Source organism: Kocuria salina (assembly GCF_013368965.1).
Lineage (GTDB): Bacteria > Actinomycetota > Actinomycetes > Actinomycetales > Micrococcaceae > Kocuria > Kocuria rosea.
Genome location: NZ_SSSF01000001.1, coordinates 151,356 through 173,675, shown reverse-complemented (window position 1 = coordinate 173,675; position 22,320 = coordinate 151,356). Strand labels below are relative to the sequence as shown.

Below are 22,320 nucleotides of genomic sequence, written 5' to 3'. Positions count from 1 at the left end.
CCGTCCCGGGGCCCGTGGGGCCACCGGGACGGCGGGCGGCTCAGGACCGGCTGCGCCGCCGCAGGTGCAGCGCGCCCGCCGCGCTCGCGGCGATCCCCGCGGCGAGCAGGCCCGCGGCCAGGCCGGCGCCGGGACGCTGCTCCGGCTCCGCGGCGGCCGTCTGCATGTTGAGGCCCGGGTTGACCTCCACCGGCGCGGTCTCGGCGGGCACCTCGACGGGCGCCGCCTCGACGGGTGCTGCCTCGACGGGCGCCGCCACGGCGGGGGCCGGGGCGGGCTCCGCCGGGGCCGGGAGCACCGGCGCCATGGGGGCCGGGGCCGCGGGCGCCTCGCAGGCCAGGACGGCCTGCTCGAGGAGCACGAGGAACTGGTCGACCGCGCTCTCGTCGAGGGCCAGCTCGGCCAGCAGCGCCTCGAACGCCACGGCGGCCTCGGCGACGGCCTGCTCCGCGACGGCGGGGTCGAGCGTGCCGAGCGCAATGGTGAGCTGCTGGTCGAGCTCCACCAGACGGGCCTCGGCCAGGGCGACGGCCTCCGCGTCGCCGGACTCCTGGGCCGTCATCAGCGCGGCCGCGGCCGCCTCCAGCTCCTGCAGGCTGGGTCCGCCGACGCCCTCGACGAGCGCGGCGTACTGGGCCTCGGCGGCGGCCACGGCCTCGGCCGAGAGGTCGAGCGCCCCGAGCGACTCGGGGGTGAGCCCGGCCCCGGCCAGCGCCGCGTCCAGCTGTGTCGTGGCCTGCAGGCAGGCGGGGTCCCCCGGGGCCGCGACGGCCGCCGGGGCCCCGAGGAGGAGGCCTCCGGCCAGCATCGCGGCGGTGGCGCCCGTGGCCGCCCATGTCTTTCCAGCAGTCATGTCCTGTGTCTCCTGTGCTCGGTCGTCGCCCCGGGGTCGCCCCGCGGCCGGCAGCGCGCGGCAGGACCTCCCCCCGCGTCGCCGGTCCGCGCGATGGCGGGGGCGACAGGAAATGTCGTGCTGCTGGTCGTGCGGCGTGCACCGCGGAGCTCGCGGAGATCCGGAGCGCGTCCGATGGACTGCTGTGCCGTCAAACTACTTGCCGGTAGCCCGTGTTGACAATAGTGAACAGGCCGGACGCGTGCGGGCCCCGGCCACTGGGCTCCGGCGGCGTCCTGTGCGTGCTGGGTGCTCCCGGTCGCCGTCCTGCGTGCACAGGACGGGAGCCGGGCACGCAGGACGCCCCGTCCCCCCGGTGCGGTGGCACCGGGGGGACGCGGCGTCAGGGGCGGGGCTGCCGTCCGAGCGGAGCGGGGCTCAGCGGGCGGGGGTGGCCTCCAGGGCCTCCTGCCCGGCGGACCAGGCGGCGTAGGAGCCCTCGAGCTCCACCACGTCGTAGCCGGCGTGGCGCAGGGTCGAGGCCACGACCGAGCTGCGCAGCCCGCTCTGGCAGTAGGTCACGATCGTGCCCTGCTCCGGGAGCCGGTCCAGGTTCCACAGGACCCGGCCGCCGTGCAGCTGGGTGGAGCCGGGAATGTGGCCGGCGGTGTGCTCGCTCACGGCGCGCACGTCCAGCAGGACGGCCTTGTCGAAGGTCTCGACCTCCTCGGGGGAGACCAGCCGCGGGGTGGCCTGCGGCAGGCCCTCGATCCCGGTTACGTAGCCGGCCACGGCGTCGATGCCCACGCGCACCAGGTGGTCCCAGAACTCCTGGGCGGCCTCCTGGTCGGGCGCCAGCAGCACCAGCGGCCGGTCGTCGGCCTCGGGGTTCACGGCCCAGGCGCCGAAGGTCGCGATCGACTTCCCCGCCGGGATGTTCAGCGCCCCGGCCACGGTCCCGGTGTGCACCTCGTCCGCGGAGCGGGCGTCCACGAAGGTCACCTCGCCGGCCGCCAGCCGCTGCGCGACCTGCTGCGGGTCGAGCTCGGGCAGGGGCGCCCGCTCGCCCATGACGGCCGGGCCCCTGCGGTTCTGGTTCTTCATCCGGCCGAAGTAGAACGGTGCGTCCGGCTGGCCGTCGAGCAGCTCGGCGACGAAGCCGGCCTCGTCGTCGGCCGCCAGGTAGGGGCCCCACCAGGCGTAGAGGCGCTCGTAGCCCACCGTGGTGGAGGGGATCGCGCCCAGGGCCTTGCCGCAGGCCGAGCCCGCGCCGTGGCCGGGGAAGACCTGGACGTGGTCGGGGAGGGTCAGGAACTTCTCCTTGAGGCTGGCGAACATCTGCTTCGCGCCGAGGAAGCGGGTGTCCACGCCGCCGGCGGCCTCGTCCAGCAGGTCCGGACGGCCCAGGTCGCCGGAGAACACGAAGTCGCCGGTGAGCAGGTAGCCCGGGGCGTCGGCGAAGGCGCCGTCGGTGACCAGGAAGGACAGGTGCTCGGGGGTGTGGCCCGGGGTGTGCGCCGCGGCCACCACGATGTTGCCGATGCGGATCTCGTCGCCGTCGTGCAGGCGGTTCGCCTCGAACTCGTACTGCCAGTCCTCCCCGCCCTCGCCGGAGACGTGGATGTCCGCGCCGGTGGCCGCGGCCAGCTCGCGGGTGCCGGAGAGGTAGTCGGCGTGGATGTGGGTCTCGGTGACGGCGGTGATCTCCATGCCGTTCTTCGCGGCCATGTCCCGGTAGACGTCGATGTCGCGGCGGGGGTCGACCACCAGAGCCTGGCCGGTGCGCTGGCACCCGATGAAGTAGCTGGCCTGGGCGAGGTCCTCGTCGTAGATGCGCTCGATCAGCATGGGATTCTCCTTCGTTCGATGGCTGGTGACGCGTGTCCGGAAGGGTTCCCGCGTCGTCCTGAGCGCAACGATAATACCCCTGGGGGTATAGCGCAAGTACCCCCGGGGGTATCTAGTCGGAGGGGTGCCGGGGCGTCGGCCGGCGGTTCCGATGCCGGCGGACCGCCTCGTCGTAGCAGGCCACGAGGAACTCCGTCGCGGCCCGCCAGCCGAGGCCCTCGGCCTCCGCCCGGCCGGCCGCGCCCATCCGCGCGCGCAGGGCCGCGTCGTCGAGCAGCCGGGCCAGGCCCGCGGTGAGCGCGTCCGCGTCGCCGGGCGGCACGAGCAGCCCGGTCCGCCCGTCGGCCACCGCGAACGGGATGCCGCCGGCCCGGGCGCCGACCACCGGCACCCCGCTCGCCAGGGACTCCAGGGCCACGAGACCCAGCGTCTCGGTGGTGGACGGGAACGCGAGCACGTCCGCCGAGGCGTAGGCGGCCGCCAGCTCCTCCCCGGCGAGCCGGCCCGGGAAGACCGTGGGGGTGCCCGCGAAGCGCCGTTCGAGCTCGGGCCGGTGCGGGCCGTCGCCCACCACGGCGAGCCGGGTGCCCGGCAGCCGCCGGATCGGCTCGAGCAGCGCCGTCACGTTCTTCTCCCTCGACAGCCGCCCCACGGAGAGCACCAGCCGCTCCCCGGGGTGCCCGCCGGTGAGCCGGGACCGCATCGCGGCGGAGGCCCTGGCGGGGTGGAACAGGACGGTGTCCACGCCCTTGGGCCACAGCGCCACGCGGCGCACGCCCAGGGCCTCGGCCCGGTCCACCATGGGCCCCGACGTGCACAGGTTGACCTCGGCGAGGTTGTGGGTCGTGCGGATCCACCGCTCCACGGGCCGGCGCAGGGCGCCGAGCCCGTGCCCGAACACGCTCATGTACTGCGGCACGTCGGTGTGGAAGGACGCCAGCAGCGGCAGGTCCCGCGTCCGCGCGGAGAGCGCGCCCCACGCGCCGAACCACACCGGGTTCACGGCGTGCACCACGTCGGGGCGGAACGCCGACACGGCCCGCTCCGTGCGCGGGGACGGCAGGCCTCCCCGGGCGTCCCGGTACCAGGGGAACGTCACGGACGGGGTCCTGACCACCCGGTGCGGACCCCAGTGCCCGGGCGGATCCCCCGGTGTGAGCACGAGCACCTCGTGGCCGAGGTCCCCGAGCTCGTCCAGGGTGCGCGTCAGACGCGTCACCACCCCGTCGACGTTCGGGGCGAAGACGTCCGTCCAGAGCGCGATCCGCATCCGCCGGCTCAGGCGCCCGCGGCCGGGACCGCGGAGCGGGCCGGCCGCGCCGGGATCCCCGGGGGCCGGCGGGAGTTCCACACGGACGTCGCCGGGATGCGGGAGCGGTCCACGCGGTGGGCCCAGCGCACGGCGGTCCGCTCGACCTCGAGCAGCAGCCCCTCCGAGAGGGTGGTGGGCCGCAGGCCGAGGTCCAGGAACGCGTCGTTGTCCACGTGCAGGTCGTTCTCCGCGGACTCCTGGCGGGGATTGGGGACCATCTCCACCTCGGCGCCGGTGAGCCCGGCCACGAGCTCCGCGAGGTCGCGGACCCGGTGGGTCTCCGTCATCTGGTTGAAGATCTTCACGCGGTCGCCGGCCGCCGGGGGGTGGAGCAGTGCCAGCTCCACGCACCGGACCATGTCCTGGAGGTGGATGAACGCCCGGGTCTGCCCGCCGGTGCCGTGCACGGTCAGCGGGTGGCCGACCGCCGCCTGGACGAGGAAGCGGTTGAGCACCGTGCCGTAGTCGCCGTCGTAGTCGAAGCGGGTGACGAGCCGCTCGTCGAGCGCCGTCTCCGCGGTGCCGGTGCCCCAGACGATGCCCTGGTGCAGGTCGGTGATCCGCAGGCGGTCGTTCCTGGCGTAGAACGCGAACATGGTCTGGTCCAGGACCTTGGTCATGTGGTACAGCGAGCCGGGGTGGGAGGGGTAGAGGATCTGCTGGGGGACCGTGCCGTGCGGTCCGGGGACCTCCACGTCCAGGTAGCCCTCCGGGATGCGCATCCCGGCGGTGCCGTACCCGTAGACCCCCATGGTGCCCAGGTGCACCACGTGGACGTCCAGCCCGGACTCCACGACCGCGCACAGCACGTTGTGCGTGGCGCCGACGTTGTTGTCCACCGTGTAGCGCTTCGTGGCCGGGGTGCGCATGGAGTACGGCGCCGCCCGCTGCTCCGCGAAGTGCACCACGGCGTCCGGGCGCTCGACGACCAGGAGGTCGAGGAACGCCTCGTAGTCGGCGGCGAGGTCGATCTCGGCCCCGCCGATCCGCCGGCCCGTCAGCTCCTGCCAGGCCGCGCGGCGCTCGTCGAGGCCGCGGATGGGCGTCAGCGACTCCGTCCCGAGCCGGACGTCGATGGCGCGGCGGGAGAAGTTGTCCACCACCACCACGTCGTGGCCGCGCGCGGACAGGTGCAGGGCCGCGGGCCAGCCGCAGAAGCCGTCGCCGCCGAGGATCGCGATCTTCACTGGTGCTCCGTTCCCGGGCCGCTGCCGGGCCCGTCCTGTCGGTCTCGCGCTCAGCGTGGGGCACGCGCGTGAACCGGGAGTGAACGGTCCAGGACCAGCTGCTGGTGCCCGAACGAACCGGGGAGCACCTCCCAGCCCGGACCGGTCAGCTCGCGCAGCTCGTGGGGCAGGTAGGCGCGGCGCAGGGACCGCAGCCCGTCGGTGCGCAGGAAGGAGCCCGGGGCCAGGGGCAGCACGCCCACCGAGTACAGCCGGTAGGCCGCCGGGCTGCGCACGAGGTCGTTGTGCAGCACGAGCCGGCCGGCCAGGTGCTCCGAGTCCGCCGCGAGGTCCCGCACCGGCCCCGGGTCCAAGTGGTGGAGCAGGTGGTTGGAGACCACCACGTCGAACGTCACGCCGGCCGCGACCAGTTCCCGGCTGGTGACCCGCCGGAAGACCGGGGGCACTGCCCGCGAGTGCCGGGTCGACCAGCGGCGGGTCCGCGCCGAGGCCCACTCGTGGGCGCGGGCGTCCGGGTCGATGCCGGTGACCCGCAGGTCGATCCCGTCCCGCTGCGCCCACCGGGCCAGGGCGCGTGCCACGTCCCCGCCGCCGGCGCCGACGTCCAGGAGGGTCAGCGGCCGGCCGGGCACGGCCAGGGGCCGAATCCGGCGCCGGTAGGTCGCGGCCCACCCGGCGACCAGGGAGTTGACCACGTCGAAGCGTGCGTAGGTGCGCCGCAGTGCGACGAGATCGCAGCAGGGGTCGTCCATGAGCTCGCGCAGCCCGGCGTCCCGCCGGGAGAGGTCGGGCCGGGAGCGCGGCTGGACGGAGGGCATCTGCCCATTCTCCGCGGGCCGACACGATCCGCCAAGGAGCACGGCGGGTCGGGGGCGGCGCGGGGTGCCGTCACTAGACTGGGGCTCCCGGCCGGTGCCGGGCAGGACCGGACGGCAGGAGGGGACCGCGTGGGACACACCGTGCACGCCGTGGGCTCGCGACCCGGCCCGTGGATCGGCCTCGCGAGCGCGTGCTGGGCCGCCAACGCGGCCCTGGGGGCGTCCGTCGGCGCCGGGATCGTGCGCACGGGCCGGTTCCGCTGGATCCACCACGCCCTCTACGTCACCACCACCACGACGACGGCGCTGGCCGCGGTCCTCGCCGCCGGCTCCTCCTCCGCCTCCGGGCGCGCGGCGGGCCGGGCCCTGGCGCCGGCGCTGCTGCCCCTGGCCGCCCTGCCGCACCTCGGCACGCCCGCCCAAGGGCACCCGCGCCGCCACGCGCTCGCCGCGCTGTCCGCGGCGCCGTTCTACGCCACCGCCCTGTTCCGAGCCCGCGCCGCCCGCGCCGGCTGAGCCGCCCGACCTGACCGGAGAGCACATGGAGTTCCTCGACGTCGTCTTCAACCGCCGCACCACCAACGGCCCGTTCCTGCCGGACCGGGTGTCCCCGGAGCACCAGAAGCTGCTGCTGCGCACGGCCGCGGCCGCACCCTCCCAGTTCAACAGCCAGCCGTGGCGCTTCGTGCTGGTCGAGGACCGGGGGACCATCGACCGGATCGCCCGGATCAGCGCCGACTCGATGACGCAGGTGATGGCCGAGGGGAGCTTCTTCGACCGGTACAAGCGCTACTTCCGCTTCAGCAGGCAGGAGATGGAGGAGCAGCGCTTCGGGATGCTCTTCGACAAGCTGCCCGCGGTGCTGCGCCCCTTCACCAAGAAGGCGTTCACCCCGGGCGGGCAGGCGATGATGAACCGGCTGCGGGTGCCCCAGACCCTGGGCGCGGAGAACCACAAGCTCGTGGCGGGCTCCCCCCTGCTGATCGGCGTGATGCTCGACCGCCGCGAGTACCGGCCCGGGGAGCTCTCCGGGTTCTACTCGCTGTTCTCGATGGGCGCGGCCATGGAGAACCTCTGGCTGACCACCGTGGAGCTCGGCATGGGCATCCAGTTCATCTCCTTCCCCATGGAGGCGCCCGCCCGGTGGGCCGAGGTCGTGAACCTGCTGGACGTGCCCGAGGACCTCGAGCTCATGGCCGTCTACCGCCTGGGCTACGTCCCCGAGGAGCACCGCCGCCCGGCCATCGACTGGTCCAGCCGGGAGCGGCGCCGGATCTCCCAGTACGTCTTCCGGGAGTCCTGCGCCACGCCGCAGGAGGGCTGGGACGACTGAGCGCCGCCCGCCGGCGACGAGAGCCGCGGCGTGGAGCGGGCGGCTCTTCCATTAGTGTGTGACACACACTATCGTGTGGTCATGGCAGCTGAACCGAGCGACCCGATCGTGGCCTCCCACTTCCAGGAGCTGCGCCGCGGCACGGTGGTCCTGGCCTGCCTGCTCGTCCTGGACGAGCCCCGCTACGGCTACGCCCTGCTCCGGACCCTCGGTGACGCGGGGCTCGACGTCGAGGCCAACACGCTCTACCCGCTGCTGCGCCGGCTCGAGGCGCAGGGCCTGCTCGAGAGCGACTGGAACACCGACGAGTCCCGGCCCCGCAAGTTCTACCGGATCACCGGTCCGGGGGCCCGCGTCCGGGACGCCCTCGAGGCCGAGCGGCTCCGGCTGCACGCCGCCCTGTCCACCCTCGCCCGCCCCACTCGTCCCGAGGACTGATCGCCATGTCCGCCAGCACCCTCACCCCGCGCACCGAGAGCTATCTCCACGAGGTCGCCCGGCGCCTGCCGCCCCGAGCCCGCGAGGACGTGTCCTGGGAGCTGCGGGGCACCGTCGCCGACATGGTCGACGATGGCGTGGCGCACGGCCTCCCGCCGGCCGAGGCGGAGCGCCGCGCCCTCGAGGAGCTCGGCGACCCCGCCCTGCTGGCCGAGGACTACGGCCCCGGCCCGCGGCACCTGATCGGGCCCGAGCACTACCACGACTTCCTCGAGCTGCTGAAGGTCCTGGTGCCCGTCCTGGCCGGCCTCTTCGGCGGGCTCACCCTGATCGGCCGGCTCTTCGGGGAGGCGGGGCGCGAGGACCTGGTCACCTACCTCGTGCTCTCGCTCGCCCCCGCGGTCGGTGCCGCGATCCAGGGGGCGCTCATGGGGGCGGGCATCGCCGTCGTCGTCTTCGCCGTGGTGGAGCGCACGGAGGTCGCGGAGGCGGTGGAGCGCGGCTTCCGGGGGGAGACCGGGGCGGCGGCGGAGGCGCCCCCGCGCTGGACGGTCGAGCAGCTGCCGCCGCCGCGCCCGGAGCGGGACTCGACCGTGGGGGAGCTGGTCTGGGCCACCATCGCCCTGGGCCTGGCCTTCGCCGCGCCGTTCCTGCTCTCGCGGCCGCTGCTCCGTGAGGGCCCGCTCGCCGGCGAGCCCCTGCTCGACCCCGCCGTGTGGACGCCCTGGGTGCCGCTCTACCTGGGGATCGTGCTGCTGGCCTGGGGGTGGGAGCTGCTGCGCTTCTTCCGCCGCCGCTGGTCCTGGGCGCTGTTCGGGGTCAGCGCCGTCCTGGATCTCGCCATGGCCGCGCTGCTCATCACCGTGCTGCGCACCGAGTCCGTGGTGAACCCGGTCTTCCGCGAGCGCGGCTGGGTGGGTGAGGAGTTCGCGCAGATCGGGGTCGCGCTCGTGGTGGTCGTCACCGTCTGGGACCTCGTGGCGAGCTTCCTCGCCTGCCGCCGGTCGACGGGCCGGCGGCGCTGAGCGGCGGCGCCCGTCGCTCCTGTCCGGCGCTCCTGTCCGGGGAAGCACTCGGCCCGCGGGAGCTCCGAGGAGCTCTCGCGGGCCGGAAGGGGGCCTCTGCCGCCGCGGGGTGCCGGGCAGCGCGGGACGCGGGACGCTTCGTGGGCGACCGGCGCCGGCCGGGATGCACCGAACCGGGTCAGGTGGCGCATCGTGTGACCATCATTCGACACCCTGGTCGGCACTGTGCGCAAACGTCTACTCTGGAACCGGTCAGATCGATCAGATCGAGGCGGGGAAGTGGGGCTGCGGTGGTCAGCATGACGAACGGCGGGGCGGCAGCGGGTCCGCTGGACGCGACGGACCGGAGGATCCTGGCGGCGCTGGACGAGGACCCGCGGATGACGGTGCTGGCCCTGGCCCAGCGCACCGGTCTGGCGCGCGGGACGATCCACGCCCGGCTCGAGCGCTACCGCGCGAGCCCCGCGCTGCGCCCGCACAGCACCCGGGTGACGCCCGCGGCGCTCGGCTACGGCTTGGCCGCGAGCGTGGCCGTGGAGCTCGACCAGCACCAGCTCGACGAGGCGATCGCGGGACTGCAGGCGATCCGGCAGGTCATCGAGGTGTTCGCCCCCGCGGGGCAGACGGACCTGCTGTGCCGGGTGGTGGCGAAGGATCCCGAGGACCTCTACCGGGTCTCCGAGGAGATCCGGCTGTGCCCCGGCATCCTGCGGACCTCCACGAGCATGTTCCTGCGCACGGTCATCCCGTACCGGGTGGCGCCGCTGCTCGCGGGGGACGAGGTCCTGGGGAGGGGCGGGGTCAGTTCCGGGCGGCCGCGCCCATGACCTCGGCGCGCAGCCGGTCCAGGTCCACGGCGTCCCCCTCGTGCAGGCCGTGGGTGCGGACCCACGCGCGGGCGCTGAGCATGATGTCGTCGTAGTGCTGGTGCGTCTCGCAGTGGGCGGCGCCGATCCGGGCCTGGGCGCGGTGCTCCCGGTCGTCCTCCGTGAAGGAGATGACGGCCACCGGGCTGAGGGCGAGTCCCACCACGCCGCGGACGGCCGTGATGGTGCGCCCGTGGAAGGTGTCGCCGGGAGCGAGGTCCCAGGCCCTGGCGGCGGGGTGCTGATGGGTGAGGTCCATGATCGGCTCTTGTGGTGTCGGGAGGCCGTCCCCCGCGCGCAGTGCCGGGGGACGGCCTCGGGGGCGTCGGGAGGAGGAGCGGTCCGGGGGTCGTCCGGTGTCCGGCCGGCCCCCGGTGCCGTCCGGTCAGTGGCCGAGACCGGTCCAGTGGCTGGTCTCCTGGTACCAGGGGGACCAGTGCTTGCCGTCGTAGTAGCGGTACTTGACCACGTGGTAGACCTTCTTGGCGTCGTGGTGGTCCAGGTGCTTCCAGTGCTCGCCGCCCCAGGAGCCGCCCCAGTAGTAGTCGTGGTGGCCGCCGGTGTAGTAGTGGTGGTCGTGCTTGTCCACCGCGTAGTAGTACTGCTTGACCTCCACCTTGTACCCCTTGTGGCACTTCACGTGGAAGGGGTACTTGACGTACTTCTTCCCGTGGTGCCACGTCCAGGACGGCTTGTGGGCGTCGACCGAGCAGTGCTTCTGGTGGGGCTTGTGCGACGCCGTCTCGAGCACCGAGGACTGCGTCGGGGCGGCCTGGGCCGGGGCGGCCTGGGCCGGGGCGCCCAGCAGCGGCAGTGCGCCTGCGGCCAGGGTCAGGGAGGCCAGGGACAGCACCGCCTTGCGGGCGTGGCGGCGGGCGCCGGCCGGCTGCGGGGCTGCGGTCGTGCTGGTTTCGATGGACATTTGGGGTCTCCTGCGGGACAGAGATTTCGTGGGTGCCGGCGGTTCCTGCCCGGGGTCCGGAGGGGAACTTCTCGAACCGACAGGACCAGGGTCGCAGTGGGGGGCACCTCCCGGCGTCCACCCGGGAGGTGAACTCCGGCGTACAACCGGGGTGGTACGCGCGGGACCGGGGCAGGGATCAGAAGCGGTCGGTGGGCTTGACGAGCCCGCTCTTGAACGCCGCCGTGACCGCCTGGGCGCGCTCGCTGACGCCCAGCTTCAGGAAGATCCGGTGGACGTGGGTCTTCACGGTCGCCTCGCTGAGGAACAGGTGCCGGGCGATCTCCGAGTTCGTCAGGCCGTGGGCGACGGCGACCAGGACCTCGCGCTCCCGCCGGGTCAGCTGCTGCAGCCGCTCCGGCGGAGGGGCGGAGGGGTCGGGCCCGCGGCCGAACTCGGTCAGGAGCCTGCGGGTCACGTCCGGGTCCAGCCAGCCCCCGCCGCGGGCCAGCGAGCGGACGGCGTCCGCCAGGACCTTCGGCGCGGAGCTCTTGAGGATGAAGCCGGAGGCGCCCGCCCGCAGGGCGGCGTGGACGGCGGCGTCCTCGTCGAAGGTCGTCAGCACCAGGACGGCGGGGACGTTCGGCACCCGGTCCAGGAACGCGTCGGAGGTGAGCACCCGGGTGGCGGCCACCCCGTCCGTGCCGGGCATGCGCACGTCCATGACCACCACGTCCGGCTGCAGCCGCGCGGTCTCCTCGACGGCCTCCGCGCCGTCGGCGGCCTCCCCGACGACGATCAGGTCCGGCTCGGCCGTGAGGAGCATGGCCAGCCCGGAGCGCACCATCGCCTCGTCGTCCACCAGGAGCACCCGGACGGGTGCGGGTTCCGCGCCCCGTGTCATCCGGTGCCCTCCCCGCGGCCGGTGGCCGCCGTGGTCGCCGCGGCGTCCTGCGCCGCGGCGTCGCCGGGGCCGGGCGGCCGGACGGGCAGCCGCGCGGACACCAGGTACCCCCCGTTCGGATCGGGCCCGGCCGTCGCCTCGCCGCCCACCGCCCGGGCCCGCTCCGCCATCCCCCGCACCCCGTGCCCGGTCGACAGCCGCGCGGAGAGCCGGCCCCGGGCCCCGGCGCCGTCCGTGCGGACGGAGAGCTCGACGTCCCGGGGGCCCCAGTCGAGGGCGACCCGGACCGGGCGGTCCGGGGCGGCGTGCTTGACCGCGTTGGTCAGCGCCTCCTGCGCGATCCGGTACGCGGCCTCGTCCACCGCCGGCTCCAGGGCCCCGGGCTCGCCCGCCACGCAGAGCTCCACCTCACGGCCCGCCGTGCGCAGGTGGTCGAGCAGGCTGTCCAATCGCTGCAGGCCCACTGGCTCCGGCGCGATCTGTGCCGCCGCGGACGGCGCCGGGGAGAGCAGGCCCAGCATGCGCCGCAGCTCCGTGACGGCCTGCTCCCCGAGCTCGTCGACCTGCCGCAGCGCCGCCCGCGCCCGCTCCGGGTCCCGGTCCATCACGCACTCGGCCCCTCCGGCCTGCAGCACCATGAGGCTCACCGCGTGGGCCACGACGTCGTGCAGCTCGCGGGCGATGCGCTGGCGCTCCTCGGCCTCGGCCCGGGCGGCGGCCAGCCGGGCCACGAGCGCCCGCTGGGCCACGCTCCAGCGGACCCACCGGCCCACGCCGAAGACGACCACGTGGGCCACGGTGAGGAACAGCGCGGCGACGACGAACGTGGCCACCCGCATCGACGGGTCGGGAGTGTCCCGGACGGTGGCCTGCACGCTCGTGGCGACCGGCAGGAACGCGAGCGCCAGGCCGAGGAGGGCGTTCCGGTCGGAGCAGTGCGCGGCCGCCGCGAAGAGGGCCAGCCAGACGCAGAAGACGGGGTGGAACGCGAAGCCGAGCAGGGGGACGGCCACGGCGCCCAGCGACACCAGGGCCAGCACCGTCAGGGGCCGGCGCCGGCGCCAGAACAGGGGCAGGTACAGCAGCGCCGCCGTGAGGACGACCACCCAGGTGGCGGTCGCGTCCGGCTCCGCCGTGCGGTCCCACGTGATCTGGAGCTCGATGCCCCACAGCACCGGTACCGCGACGAGGTCCACGGCCAGGCGCGAGGGGTGCCTCCGGGATCTCATCGGGTCCCGCTCAGCTGCACACGGACCTGCCGAAGACGGTGCAGATCCACATCCGCTCGACGGGAGGAGCGGGCAGCCGGCAGTCCTCCACGATCGAGTGGCGCCGGATCTCCTCCCACGCCACCACGGGTCGCAGGGCCTCCTCGGTGCTGTCCGGGGCCTCCTCGGCCGGGGCCGGGCCCAGCACCGTGTCCACGGCCGAGCACAGTTCGGCGCCCGTGGCGAGCCGGCGCTCGGAGCCCGCGCCGTCCGGTGGGCCCTGGGCCGGGCACCCGGACGGGTGGTCGAGCCGGATGCCCGTCATCTCGGACGCGGGGTCGTGCAGGACGCCGTGCAGCTGGATCCGGGCGATCCTGATCCGCTCGACCTCGTCCGTCCGCCCCGACACGACCCGGGCGATCAGCACCTCGGGGTCGACGTCCCGTCCCAGCCAGTCCGGCGGCCCGTGCACCAGCACGTAGTCGCTGTCCACCAGGCGTCCCCACGCCAGGTGTCCCTCGACGGCATCAGCTGCCCGCGCGTCCTGGACGGACACCAGTGTCCGGAATTCTGTCTCGAGATTCGCCATGTCGAGCCCCCCGCAGGTCGTGCGGCAATTCTCCCCGTCCGCCCACGTCAAGTCCATAGTCCTCCGTGGGGCGCCCCGGGCCGGTGTCGGCCGGCCCGGTGCCGGCCGGGCCGGAGAGCCCTGGTCACACCGTGCGCCCAGCGGTACCGTAAGCACACTGGCGAATCGGCGACGCTTCGCCGCCCCTGATCGTCGAGACGGATCGAAGGAGATGCCATGAGCACCAAGGTCGAGAAGAATGTCGTGGTCGACGTGCCGCTGAGCACCGTGTACAACCAGTGGACCCAGTTCGAGGACTTCCCCCACTTCATGAACGGCGTGCAGAGCGTGACCCAGCTCGGCGCCGACCGACTCCAGTGGGTCGCCGAGCTCGGCGGCGTCCGCCGGCAGTGGGAGGCGAAGATCGTGGAGCAGGTCCCCGACAGCCGGGTCTCCTGGGCCGCCACCGAGGGCGCCACCAACGCCGGCACCGTGACGTTCCGCGACGCGGGCAACGGGCGGACCGAGGTGCACCTGGTCCTCGAGTACGAGCCCGAGGGCCTCGTGGAGAAGGTCGGCGACAAGCTCAACATGGTCGAGAACCAGGCCGAGGGCGACCTCGAGCGGTTCAAGAAGTTCATCGAGGCCGAGGGCTACGCGACCGGCGCCTGGCGGGGCTCCGTCAACGAGGGCGCCCCGGTCGGCACGCCCGGCGTGGAGCACGCCGCGGCCTCCCGCGGTGACGACGGCAAGGCCGGGGTGTCGGGCAAGGCGGTCGCCGCGGGCGTCGCCGCGGCCGGGGTCGCCGCCGCCGGGGTCGCGGCCGCGGCGAAGAAGAAGGACTCCGGCCCGGACACGGAGCCGGTGACCTTCGAGTCGACCGCACCTCCGGCGGCGCCGGCCGCACCGGTGGCACCGGTGTCGCCGGGAGCTCCCGGGGAGACCGTGACCGGGGAGGTCCCGCCGATCCCGCCCGTGGACGAGACGCTCGCCGACGACACCGTCGACGCGGACCCGGGCGTGGACCCCGCCACCCGGCGCATCGACGACCGCCCCGCGGGCGGCCCGCTCTGATTCGTCCCCGCGCACGCACCGGGCCCCGACCGCACACGGTCGGGGCCCGGTGCGTGCACGGGGCGTCCCGTTCCGCGGGACGGCGGAACCGGCCGGTCAGCCGGTCACGGCGCCCAGCGAGGCCGAGCGCACCAGCTTGACGTACTTGCCCAGCACGCCGCCCTCGTACTGCGGGCGCAGGGGTGCCCAGCCGCTGCGCCGCCGCGCCAGCTCCTCGGCGTCCACCAGCAGGTCCAGGGAGCGGGCCGCCAGGTCCACCCGGATCCGGTCGCCGTCGCGCAGGAACGCGACCGGTCCGGCGTCGACGGCCTCCGGTGCGATGTGGCCGATGCACAGACCCGTGGTGCCGCCCGAGAACCGGCCGTCCGTGAGCAGCAGGACGTCCTTGCCCAGCCCCGCGCCCTTGATCGCCCCGGTGATGGCCAGCATCTCGCGCATGCCGGGGCCGCCCTTGGGGCCCTCGTAGCGGATCACGAGCACGTCCCCGGCCGTGATCTCCCCGGCCTCCAGGGCGTCCATCGCGGCCTGCTCGCGCTCGAAGACGCGGGCCGGGCCCTCGAAGACCTCGGCGTCGAAGCCCGCGGACTTCACCACCGCGCCCTCCGGCGCCAGGGAGCCGTGCAGGACGGTGATCCCACCCGTGCGGTGGATCGGGTTGTCGAGCGTGCGGATCACGTCGCCGTCCAGGGGCCCGGGGTCCAGGGCGGCCAGGTTCTCGGCCACCGTGCGGCCGGTCACGGTGAGGGCGTCCCCGTGCAGCAGCCCGGCGTCGAGCAGCGCCTTCATGACCACCGGGATGCCGCCGTGCCGGTCGACGTCGTTCATGACGTACCGGCCGAACGGCTTGAGGTCCGCGAGGTGCGGGACGCGGTCCCCGATCCGGTTGAAGTCCTCGAGGGTGAGCTCCACCTCCGCCTCGTGGGCGATGGCCAGCAGGTGCAGGACGGCGTTGGTGGACCCGCCGAGGGCCATGAGCACGGTGACGGCGTTCTCGAAGGCCTCCTTCGTCAGGACGTCCCGGGCCGTGATGCCCTGCCGGAGCATCTCGACGACGGCCTCCCCGGAGCGGTGGGCGAACTGGTCGCGCCGCCGGTCCGCCGAGGGCGGGGCCGCGGAGCCGGGCAGGCTCATGCCCAGGGCCTCGGCCACGGAGGCCATCGTGTTGGCCGTGTACATCCCGCCGCAGGCGCCCTCGCCCGGGCAGATGGCCCGCTCGATGCGGTCGAGGTCCGTCCTGCCCATCAGGCCCGCCTTGCACGCGCCCACGGCCTCGAACGCGTCGATGAGGGTGACGTCCTTCTCGGTCCCGTCGGTGAGCTTCACCCACCCCGGGGCGATGGTCCCCGCGTAGAGGAACACCGAGGCCAGGTCCAGGCGGGCGGCGGCCATGAGCATGCCCGGCAGGGACTTGTCGCACCCGGCCAGCAGGACGGACCCGTCGAGGCGCTCCGCCTGCATCACCGTCTCCACGGAGTCCGCGATGACCTCGCGCGAGACCAGTGAGAAGTGCATCCCCACGTGACCCATCGAGATCCCGTCCGAGACCGAGATCGTGCCGAACTGGAGGGGGTAGCCGCCGCCGGCGTGGACGCCCTCCTTGCAGCCCTGGGCGAGCCGGTCCAGGGAGAGGTTGCAGGGGGTGATCTCGTTCCAGGAGCTCGCGATGCCGATCTGGGGCTTGTCCCAGTCGGCGTCGCCCATGCCCACGGCGCGGAGCATGCCGCGGCTGGCGGTCGCGTCGATGCCGTCGGTCACCTGACGGCTGCGGGGCTTCATGTCGGGGCTCATGCGGTCTCTCCCGGGTCGTCGGTGCGCGGTGGGGTGCGTGCCGCGAACCTATCAACGGAACTCGAGGAGCGTCGAGAGGTGTCCACGGCCGGCGCGGAAGATTGTGCCCCCGGGGGAAGACAAGGGGGCGCCCGTCCTCCTAGGGTGGGAGAAGCAAACGATAAGCAACCTGATCGAAGGAGCCCGACATGCCCGAGGCACCCGTCTCCCAGCACGCCCGCGCGATGGCCGACGACGAGGGCGGGATGCCCGAGCAGCAGCAGACGCCCCCGGGGCTGACCGCCGCCATGGACCCCGTCCCCGACCACGGCGAGGCGTCCTGGGAGGGCAGGGGCCGGCTCGAGGGGCTCAAGGCCCTCATCACCGGCGGGGACTCCGGGATCGGCCGCGCCGTGGCCATCGCGTTCGCGCGGGAGGGGGCCGACGTCGCGATCAACTACCTGCCCGAGGAGCAGGAGGACGCCCAGGACGTGGTGGGGTGGATCGAGAAGGCCGGCCGCACCGCCGTCCTGGTCCCCGGCGACGTGCGCGAGGAGCAGAGCTGCCGGGACATCGTGGACCGGGCGGTCGAGGGCCTCGGCGGGCTCAACGTGGTCGTCAACAACGCGGGCTTCCACTGGGCCCGCGGGGAGGCGGGGCTCAAGGGCCTCGCCACGGAGGACCTCGAGCGCGCCGTGCGCACCAACCTCTACGGCACCCTCTGGATCAGTCGGGCGGCGCTGCCGCACCTCGGCCGCGGGGACAGCATCATCAACACCACGTCCGTGCAGGCCTACGACCCGTCCGTGTCGATGATCGACTACGCGGCCACGAAGGCCGCGCTGAACAACGTCACCGCCAACCTCGCCGCCGAGCTGGGGCCCGAGGGCATCCGCGTCAACGCGGTCGCCCCCGGACCGGTGTGGACCCCGCTGGGGCCCGCCACGAAGGAGCCCGGAGCGGTCGCGAACATGGGCAAGGAGACGCCCCTGGGCCGGATCGGCCAGCCCGCCGAGCTGGCCGGCGCCTACGTCTTCCTCGCGAGCCCGGCCGAGGCCAGCTACGTCAGCGGCACCGTCCTCGGCGTCACCGGCGGCATGCCCGTCTTCTGAGCCGCGCCCCCACACCCCTACGGAAGGAGCACCTCGTGCCCAAGACCGGCAAGGACGACCACGCCAAGAAGAGCGAACTGCCCTCCACCCTGCAGCGCTCGGGGCAGAAGGCGCAGGACACGTTCGCCAAGACCTACGACTCCGCGCTCGAGGAGTACGGCGACGAGGAGCGCGCGGCGCGCACGGCCTACAGCGCGCTCAAGCACACCCACGAGAAGGTCGGCGACCACTGGGAGGGCAAGGAGGAGTACGGGCCCTCCGACGAGCACGCCGCGGGCGGCCGCGACTCCCGCGCGGAGACCGCCGGCGGGGTCGACGCGAACTCCTCGAAGGAGCACCTCTACGAGGTGGCGAAGCGGCTCGACGTGGAGGGGCGCTCCTACATGACCAAGAAGGAGCTCGTCGACGCGATCCGGAAGGCCAACGACGCCGCGACGCGCCGGGCCCGCGAGGACTGAGGGGCGGCCGGGCTCAGAGCACGCCCAGCAGCCCGCGCACCAGCGTGATCGCCCCGCCCAGCCCCGCGAGGACCAGAGCGACCGTGCGCGCCGTGCTCAGGGACACGCGGCGGGCGACGACCCCGCCGATCCGCACGCCCAGCACCACCGTGAGGACCACGCCGGGGGCCACCCACCACGGCGGCATCCCGCCGGTCCCCGCCGCGCCCAGCAGGGTCTTGGTGAGCACCGACAGGGCGCCCATCGTCATGAACACCGGCTGCAGGGTCGCGGCGAAGGAGCGCTGCTCCCAGCGGGCCAGCCGGGAGTGGATCACCATGACCGGTCCGGCCACCCCCGCCGTGGTGTTGAAGAACCCCCCGATCGCCCCGGCGAGCACCGTGGGCAGCCGCCCCGGCCACTCGGGCAGGCGGGGGAGCCCGAACATGGTGGTGAGGGCCAGCAGCACCACGCCGCCCACCAGCACCTGCAGCCAGGCGGCGGGCAGCTCGCGGACCACGAGCGCCGCCGGCACGGCGCCCACCGCCGCGGCCGGGGCGATGAGGGCGAACCGCCGCCAGTCCACGTGGCGCCACACCGAGAGCATGATGAGGAAGCCGGAGACGGTCGTCGTCGCGTTGGTCACGAGCACGCCCGTGGCGGGGCCCAGCAGCAGGGCGAGGGTCGGGGCCACGACCAGGCCGACCCCCGTGCCCGAGACGCGCTGCAGGACCGAGCCCACGAGGATCGCGAGGGCGGCGATGACGATGATTTCCACGGGTCCCATTCTGCGCCTCCGGCAGCCCGGCCCCGGACCGCACACGGGCCCGCCGTGGTGATTCCCGGATCCGGTGCCTACCCTGGCCGTGAGGAGAGACGGCCGCAGGGTGCGGCAGCGGACGGGAGCGGCACCATGGGCACCAGCCGGGACCTGGTCGACGACGACGAGGGCGGGCACGGGCCCGCGACCGTCCTCGCCCTGATCCCCCGCTGAGCCGGTGGGTGCCGCCACGGGCGCGGGCGGGCGCGCCGCACCGGTCACCGCGGAACGGCTCCGGGAGGTCGCCGCGTCCGGCTTCGGCATCACGGAGTTCCGCGAGGGCCAGCTCGAGGCGATGGCGGCGGCGGCGGCCGGCCGGGACGTCCTGGCGGTGATGCCCACCGGCCACGGCAAGTCCGCGATCTACCAGGTCCCGGGCGCCGCCCTGCCCGGGACCGCCGTGGTGGTGTCCCCGCTGATCGCCCTCCAGCACGACCAGGTCGAGGCGATCAACGAGGACCTCGGGGCGGAGGTCGCCTTCGCGGTGAACTCCGCGGTGGGGGCGCGGCGCGAGCGCGCCGCCTGGGACGCCGTGGCGCGCGGGGACGCGAAGTTCCTCTTCCTCGCCCCCGAGCAGCTGGCCAGGGAGGAGATCACCGAGCGGCTCGCCGCGCACCCGCCGTCCCTGTTCGTGGTGGACGAGGCGCACTGCATCTCCTCGTGGGGCCACGACTTCCGCCCTGACTACCTGGTGCTGCAGGAGGCCGTCGAGCGGATGGGGCGCCCGGCCGTCGTGGCCCTGACTGCCACCGCCTCCCCGCACACCCGGGCAGAGATCGTCGACCGGCTGGGCCTGCGCGACCCCCTGGTCCTGGTGCACAGCTTCGACCGGCCCAACATCGAGCTGCGGGTGGTGCGCCACCACCAGGCCTCCGACAAGCGCCGGGCGGTGCTCGACGAGGTCGCCGGGCTCGCCGGCCCGGGGCTGGTCTACGTCGCCACCCGCCGGGAGACGGAGGACTACGCCGCGGAGCTGGTCCGGCGCGGCGTGCGTGCCGAGGCCTACCACGCGGGACGCCGGAGGTCCGAGCGGGACGAGGTGCACGCCCGGTTCCACGGCGACGAGCTGGACGTGGTGGTGGCCACCACCGCCTTCGGGATGGGCATCGACAAGCCGGACGTGCGCTTCGTGGTGCACGCGGACATCCCCGACTCCCTGGACAGCTACTACCAGGAGATCGGCCGGGCCGGCCGGGACGGGAGGCCTGCCCTCGCCGTGCTGCACTACCGCTCCGAGGACCTGGGGCTCCAGCAGTACTTCGCCGGCGCCGCCCCCGAGCGGGCGGACCTCGAGGAGGTCCTCCGCGCCGTCCTCGGGCACGGGCCGGTCCGGGCCCGCGAGCTGCGCGAGCACACCGGCCTCGGCCCCCGCGCCCAGGCCCGGGCCCTGCACCTGCTCGAGCACAGCGGCGGCGTGCTGGCCCGGCCCGAGGGCTACCGGGCCGTGGACGGGGTCGCGCCGGAGGACGCCGTCGCCGCCGCGCTCGCGGAGGCCGAGGCCCAGCACCGGATCGACCGCTCGCGGATCGACATGATGCGGGGCTACGCCGAGACGGACGGGTGCCGGCGGGACTGGCTGCTCCACTACTTCGGCGAGGAGACCGACGGCTGGTGCGGCAACTGCGACACCTGCTCGGAGACCGGCTCCGCCGCCGAGGCCGCGGAGCGGTCCGCCGCCACCCCGCACGGCTGGGAGATCCAGAGCCCGGTCACCCACCGCGAGTGGGGCCACGGGATCGTGATGGGCGCGGAGCCGGACCGGATCACCGTGCTGTTCGACGCGGTCGGGTACAAGGAGCTGTCCCTGCGCCTGATCGAGGAGCACGACGGGCTGCTGGTGCGCGGCTCCGGGGAACGGCCGGATGAGGGACCGTGAGCCCCGACGGGCGGCCGCCGGTCAGCGGACGACGTCGTAGACGGACTTGAGGACGCCGTTGGCGTAGGCCTCGTGCTCCACCAGCTCCAGGGTGCGGAACGTGTCGGTGCTGTCGTCGAAGAGACGGCGGCCCGCGCCGAGCAGCACGGGGAACACCAGCAGGTGGTACCGGTCCACGAGATCCGCGGCGGCGAGGCCCTTGGCCAGGGTGGCGCTGCCGTGCACGAGGATCGTGCCGTCGACCGTGGCCTTCAGCCGCGCGACCTCGTCGAGGGAGCGCAGCACGGAGGTGTTGTGCCAGCGCGGGTCCTCCAGGGTGGAGGAGACCACGTACTTGGGCATGGCGTTGTACTCGGCGAACTCCTCCATCGACGGCCAGACGGGGGCGAACTCGTCGTAGCTGACCCGGCCCATCAGCATCGCCGCCGCCTCCTTCTGCTCCCGGTCCTTGAGCTCGTAGGCCGCCTCGTCATAGGTCACGTGCCGGAAGCTCCAGCCCGCGTGCGGGTGCGGGCCGCCGCCGGGGGAGTCGACGACGCCGTCGAGGGTGATGAACTCGGTGACGATCAGCGTGCCCATGGGGATCTCCTGTCGGTGCGGTCGGCGTCCGGCGCTGCGGTTCCCACTCTCGCGCTCCCGGTCGGCCGGGGGAAGGGGGCGGCGGGGATGACGCGTCCGGCCGGGACGCGGGCCGGGCCGCCTCTTGCGCGACCGCCACCCCGGTGGGATCGTCGGCAGGGACAGCGGACGAGCGAGGGCCCGGGAGGCACCCGTGGCGGCGGAGCGGACGACGGAGCAGGTGCGGACCACGTGCTGCGTGGTGGGCGGCGGCCCGGCCGGGCTGATGGCCGGGGTGCTGCTCGCGCGGCAGGGCGTGGACGTGGTGGTCCTGGAGAAGCACGGGGACTTCCTGCGCGACTTCCGCGGCGACACCCTGCACCCCTCCACCCTCGAGCTGATGGCCGAGCTCGGCTGGCTCGAGGACGTCCTGGCGCTGCCGCACACCCGCGTGGAGCGCGCCACCGTCTCCCTCGGCGGCGAGACGGTGGTGGTCGGCCGGTTCGACCGCCTGCCCGTGCGCTGCCCGTTCATCGCGTTCCTGCCGCAGTGGGACTTCCTGGACCTGCTCGCCGAGAAGGGCGAGGCGATGCCCGGCTTCCGGCTGCTGCGCTCCACGGCCGCCGACGGCCTGCTCGTCGAGGACGGCCGGTGCGTCGGCGTCACGGCGCGCGACGACGACGGGGCGCCGGTGCGGATCCGGGCCGAGCTGGTGCTGGCCGCCGACGGCCGGGACTCCGTGCTGCGGGCGGCGGCCGGGCTGGCCCCGAAGGTGTCGCCGTCCCGGATGGACGTGCTGTGGTTCCGGGTGCCCCGCCACGAGGGGCAGGAGCAGCCGCTGTTCAACGCCGGCGACGGCGCGGTCGTGGCGCTGCCGCGCACCGGCTACTGGCAGGCCGCCCTGATCGTGCGGGCCGGGGAGCACGACGCGCTGCGCGCCCAGGGGCTGGAGGCCTTCCGGGACCGGGTGCGCACGCTCGCCCCCGGGCTGGGGGAGGGGGTCACCACGATCGAGGACTGGGACCAGGTGAAGCTGCTGCGCGTGCGCGTGGACCGGCTGCGCCGGTGGTGGCGGCCCGGGATCCTGTTCCTCGGCGACGCCGCGCACGCGATGTCCCCCGCCGGGGGCGTGGGCATCAACCTCGCGATCCAGGACGCGGTCGCGGCGGCGAACCTGCTCGGGCCGCGGCTGCTGCGCGGCGGGGTGCGGGCGCGGGACCTCGCGCGGGTGCAACGGCGGCGGGCGTGGCCGGCGCGGGCCACCCAGCTGTTCCAGCTCCTGCTGGCCCGCCGCCTGGTGCCCTCCCGGCCCGGGCGGGAGCCCAGGCCACCGCTGCCCCTGGGCGTGGTGCGCGCGCTGCCGTTCCTGCCCCACCTGACCGGACGGGCGATCGGCATCGGCCTCCGGCCCGAGCACGTCCGTACGCTCTGATCCC

23 protein-coding genes are annotated in these 22,320 nt (G+C 74.5%); 10 read left to right on the top strand and 13 right to left on the bottom strand.

The annotated features are described in order from the left end of the window. Window positions 1-40 precede the first annotated feature (40 nt). The 5 genes from E7Z53_RS00820 to E7Z53_RS00800 form a co-directional block, all read right to left on the bottom strand. On the bottom strand, window positions 41-853 hold the full coding sequence (locus E7Z53_RS00820) for a hypothetical protein (RefSeq protein ID WP_146202062.1): 813 nt from the start codon (window positions 851-853) through the stop codon (window positions 41-43). A 417-nt stretch (window positions 854-1,270) separates the two neighbouring features. Beyond that, complete coding sequence (locus E7Z53_RS00815; protein WP_176336941.1) at window positions 1,271-2,680, bottom strand: MBL fold metallo-hydrolase; 1,410 nt, start codon at window positions 2,678-2,680, stop codon at window positions 1,271-1,273. 112 nt (window positions 2,681-2,792) lie between these two features. Continuing rightward, window positions 2,793-3,950: a glycosyltransferase gene (locus tag E7Z53_RS00810; RefSeq protein WP_176336940.1), complete on the bottom strand. Its 1,158-nt coding sequence runs from the start codon at window positions 3,948-3,950 to the stop codon at window positions 2,793-2,795. Window positions 3,951-3,958: 8 nt separating this feature from the next. Then, window positions 3,959-5,179 carry an NAD-dependent epimerase/dehydratase family protein gene (locus E7Z53_RS00805; RefSeq protein WP_176336939.1) on the bottom strand — a complete coding sequence of 407 codons (1,221 nt, stop codon included), beginning with the start codon at window positions 5,177-5,179 and terminating at the stop codon, window positions 3,959-3,961. 50 nt (window positions 5,180-5,229) lie between these two features. Then, window positions 5,230-5,997 (bottom strand): methyltransferase domain-containing protein, encoded by a 768-nt coding sequence (locus E7Z53_RS00800; protein WP_176336938.1) that lies wholly within the window; start codon window positions 5,995-5,997, stop codon window positions 5,230-5,232. A 129-nt stretch (window positions 5,998-6,126) separates the two neighbouring features. Here E7Z53_RS00800 and E7Z53_RS00795 point away from each other — a divergent pair, with 129 nt between their 5' ends. From E7Z53_RS00795 to E7Z53_RS00775, 5 genes are all read left to right on the top strand, one after another. Further along, complete coding sequence (locus tag E7Z53_RS00795) at window positions 6,127-6,513, top strand: hypothetical protein (protein WP_017834724.1); 387 nt, start codon at window positions 6,127-6,129, stop codon at window positions 6,511-6,513. A gap of 25 nt (window positions 6,514-6,538) precedes the next feature. Beyond that, on the top strand, window positions 6,539-7,330 hold the full coding sequence (locus E7Z53_RS00790; RefSeq protein ID WP_109268327.1) for a nitroreductase family protein: 792 nt from the start codon (window positions 6,539-6,541) through the stop codon (window positions 7,328-7,330). An 81-nt stretch (window positions 7,331-7,411) separates the two neighbouring features. After that, complete coding sequence (locus E7Z53_RS00785) at window positions 7,412-7,768, top strand: PadR family transcriptional regulator (protein WP_031283698.1); 357 nt, start codon at window positions 7,412-7,414, stop codon at window positions 7,766-7,768. 5 nt (window positions 7,769-7,773) lie between these two features. Further along, window positions 7,774-8,793, top strand: a complete 1,020-nt coding sequence (locus tag E7Z53_RS00780) for a permease prefix domain 1-containing protein (protein WP_176336937.1) — start codon at window positions 7,774-7,776, stop codon at window positions 8,791-8,793. Between the two features lie 299 nt (window positions 8,794-9,092). Continuing rightward, window positions 9,093-9,620, top strand: coding sequence for an Lrp/AsnC family transcriptional regulator (locus tag E7Z53_RS00775; protein ID WP_176337217.1), 528 nt, complete (start codon window positions 9,093-9,095; stop codon window positions 9,618-9,620). On the opposite strand, the gene E7Z53_RS00770 is transcribed toward E7Z53_RS00775, so the two are convergent. The 5 genes from E7Z53_RS00770 to E7Z53_RS00750 form a co-directional block, all read right to left on the bottom strand. Continuing rightward, window positions 9,595-9,918 carry a hypothetical protein gene (locus E7Z53_RS00770; RefSeq protein WP_017834729.1) on the bottom strand — a complete coding sequence of 108 codons (324 nt, stop codon included), beginning with the start codon at window positions 9,916-9,918 and terminating at the stop codon, window positions 9,595-9,597. The two genes, E7Z53_RS00775 and E7Z53_RS00770, sit on opposite strands and share 26 nt — an antisense overlap. A 126-nt stretch (window positions 9,919-10,044) precedes the next feature. Beyond that, window positions 10,045-10,581 carry a hypothetical protein gene (locus tag E7Z53_RS00765; protein WP_176336936.1) on the bottom strand — a complete coding sequence of 179 codons (537 nt, stop codon included), beginning with the start codon at window positions 10,579-10,581 and terminating at the stop codon, window positions 10,045-10,047. Between the two features lie 178 nt (window positions 10,582-10,759). Further along, window positions 10,760-11,464: a response regulator gene (locus tag E7Z53_RS00760; RefSeq protein ID WP_176336935.1), complete on the bottom strand. Its 705-nt coding sequence runs from the start codon at window positions 11,462-11,464 to the stop codon at window positions 10,760-10,762. After that, window positions 11,461-12,693, bottom strand: coding sequence for a sensor histidine kinase (locus E7Z53_RS00755; protein ID WP_176336934.1), 1,233 nt, complete (start codon window positions 12,691-12,693; stop codon window positions 11,461-11,463). The genes E7Z53_RS00760 and E7Z53_RS00755 overlap by 4 nt, the downstream gene beginning before the upstream one ends. A 10-nt stretch (window positions 12,694-12,703) precedes the next feature. After that, a complete protein-coding gene (locus tag E7Z53_RS00750) occupies window positions 12,704-13,261 on the bottom strand; it encodes a hypothetical protein (protein ID WP_126346600.1) in 558 nt (185 codons plus the stop codon). Between the two features lie 216 nt (window positions 13,262-13,477). On the opposite strand from E7Z53_RS00750, the gene E7Z53_RS00745 reads away from it, so the two are divergent. Beyond that, window positions 13,478-14,314, top strand: coding sequence for an SRPBCC family protein (locus E7Z53_RS00745; RefSeq protein WP_176336933.1), 837 nt, complete (start codon window positions 13,478-13,480; stop codon window positions 14,312-14,314). A gap of 96 nt (window positions 14,315-14,410) precedes the next feature. Here E7Z53_RS00745 and ilvD read toward each other — a convergent pair whose 3' ends face one another. Then, a complete protein-coding gene (gene ilvD / locus E7Z53_RS00740) occupies window positions 14,411-16,102 on the bottom strand; it encodes a dihydroxy-acid dehydratase (protein ID WP_176336932.1) in 1,692 nt (563 codons plus the stop codon). A 188-nt stretch (window positions 16,103-16,290) separates the two neighbouring features. Between ilvD and E7Z53_RS00735 the strand changes: the two genes are divergently transcribed. Then, the gene (locus E7Z53_RS00735; protein ID WP_017834736.1) at window positions 16,291-17,193 is read left to right on the top strand and encodes an SDR family oxidoreductase; all 903 of its coding nucleotides are present in this window, start codon (window positions 16,291-16,293) and stop codon (window positions 17,191-17,193) included. 35 nt (window positions 17,194-17,228) lie between these two features. Next, window positions 17,229-17,651, top strand: coding sequence for a ChaB family protein (locus tag E7Z53_RS00730; RefSeq protein ID WP_017834737.1), 423 nt, complete (start codon window positions 17,229-17,231; stop codon window positions 17,649-17,651). 13 nt (window positions 17,652-17,664) lie between these two features. Here E7Z53_RS00730 and E7Z53_RS00725 read toward each other — a convergent pair whose 3' ends face one another. Continuing rightward, window positions 17,665-18,417 carry a sulfite exporter TauE/SafE family protein gene (locus tag E7Z53_RS00725; protein WP_017834738.1) on the bottom strand — a complete coding sequence of 251 codons (753 nt, stop codon included), beginning with the start codon at window positions 18,415-18,417 and terminating at the stop codon, window positions 17,665-17,667. A gap of 211 nt (window positions 18,418-18,628) precedes the next feature. Here E7Z53_RS00725 and E7Z53_RS00720 point away from each other — a divergent pair, with 211 nt between their 5' ends. Next, window positions 18,629-20,326 carry a RecQ family ATP-dependent DNA helicase gene (locus E7Z53_RS00720; protein WP_109268321.1) on the top strand — a complete coding sequence of 566 codons (1,698 nt, stop codon included), beginning with the start codon at window positions 18,629-18,631 and terminating at the stop codon, window positions 20,324-20,326. Between the two features lie 21 nt (window positions 20,327-20,347). Here E7Z53_RS00720 and E7Z53_RS00715 read toward each other — a convergent pair whose 3' ends face one another. Further along, window positions 20,348-20,905 (bottom strand): dihydrofolate reductase family protein, encoded by a 558-nt coding sequence (locus tag E7Z53_RS00715; RefSeq protein ID WP_017834740.1) that lies wholly within the window; start codon window positions 20,903-20,905, stop codon window positions 20,348-20,350. 193 nt (window positions 20,906-21,098) lie between these two features. On the opposite strand from E7Z53_RS00715, the gene E7Z53_RS00710 reads away from it, so the two are divergent. Next, entirely contained in the window at window positions 21,099-22,316 is a 1,218-nt protein-coding gene (locus E7Z53_RS00710; protein WP_176336931.1) for an FAD-dependent oxidoreductase, read from the top strand. Window positions 22,317-22,320 lie beyond the last annotated feature (4 nt).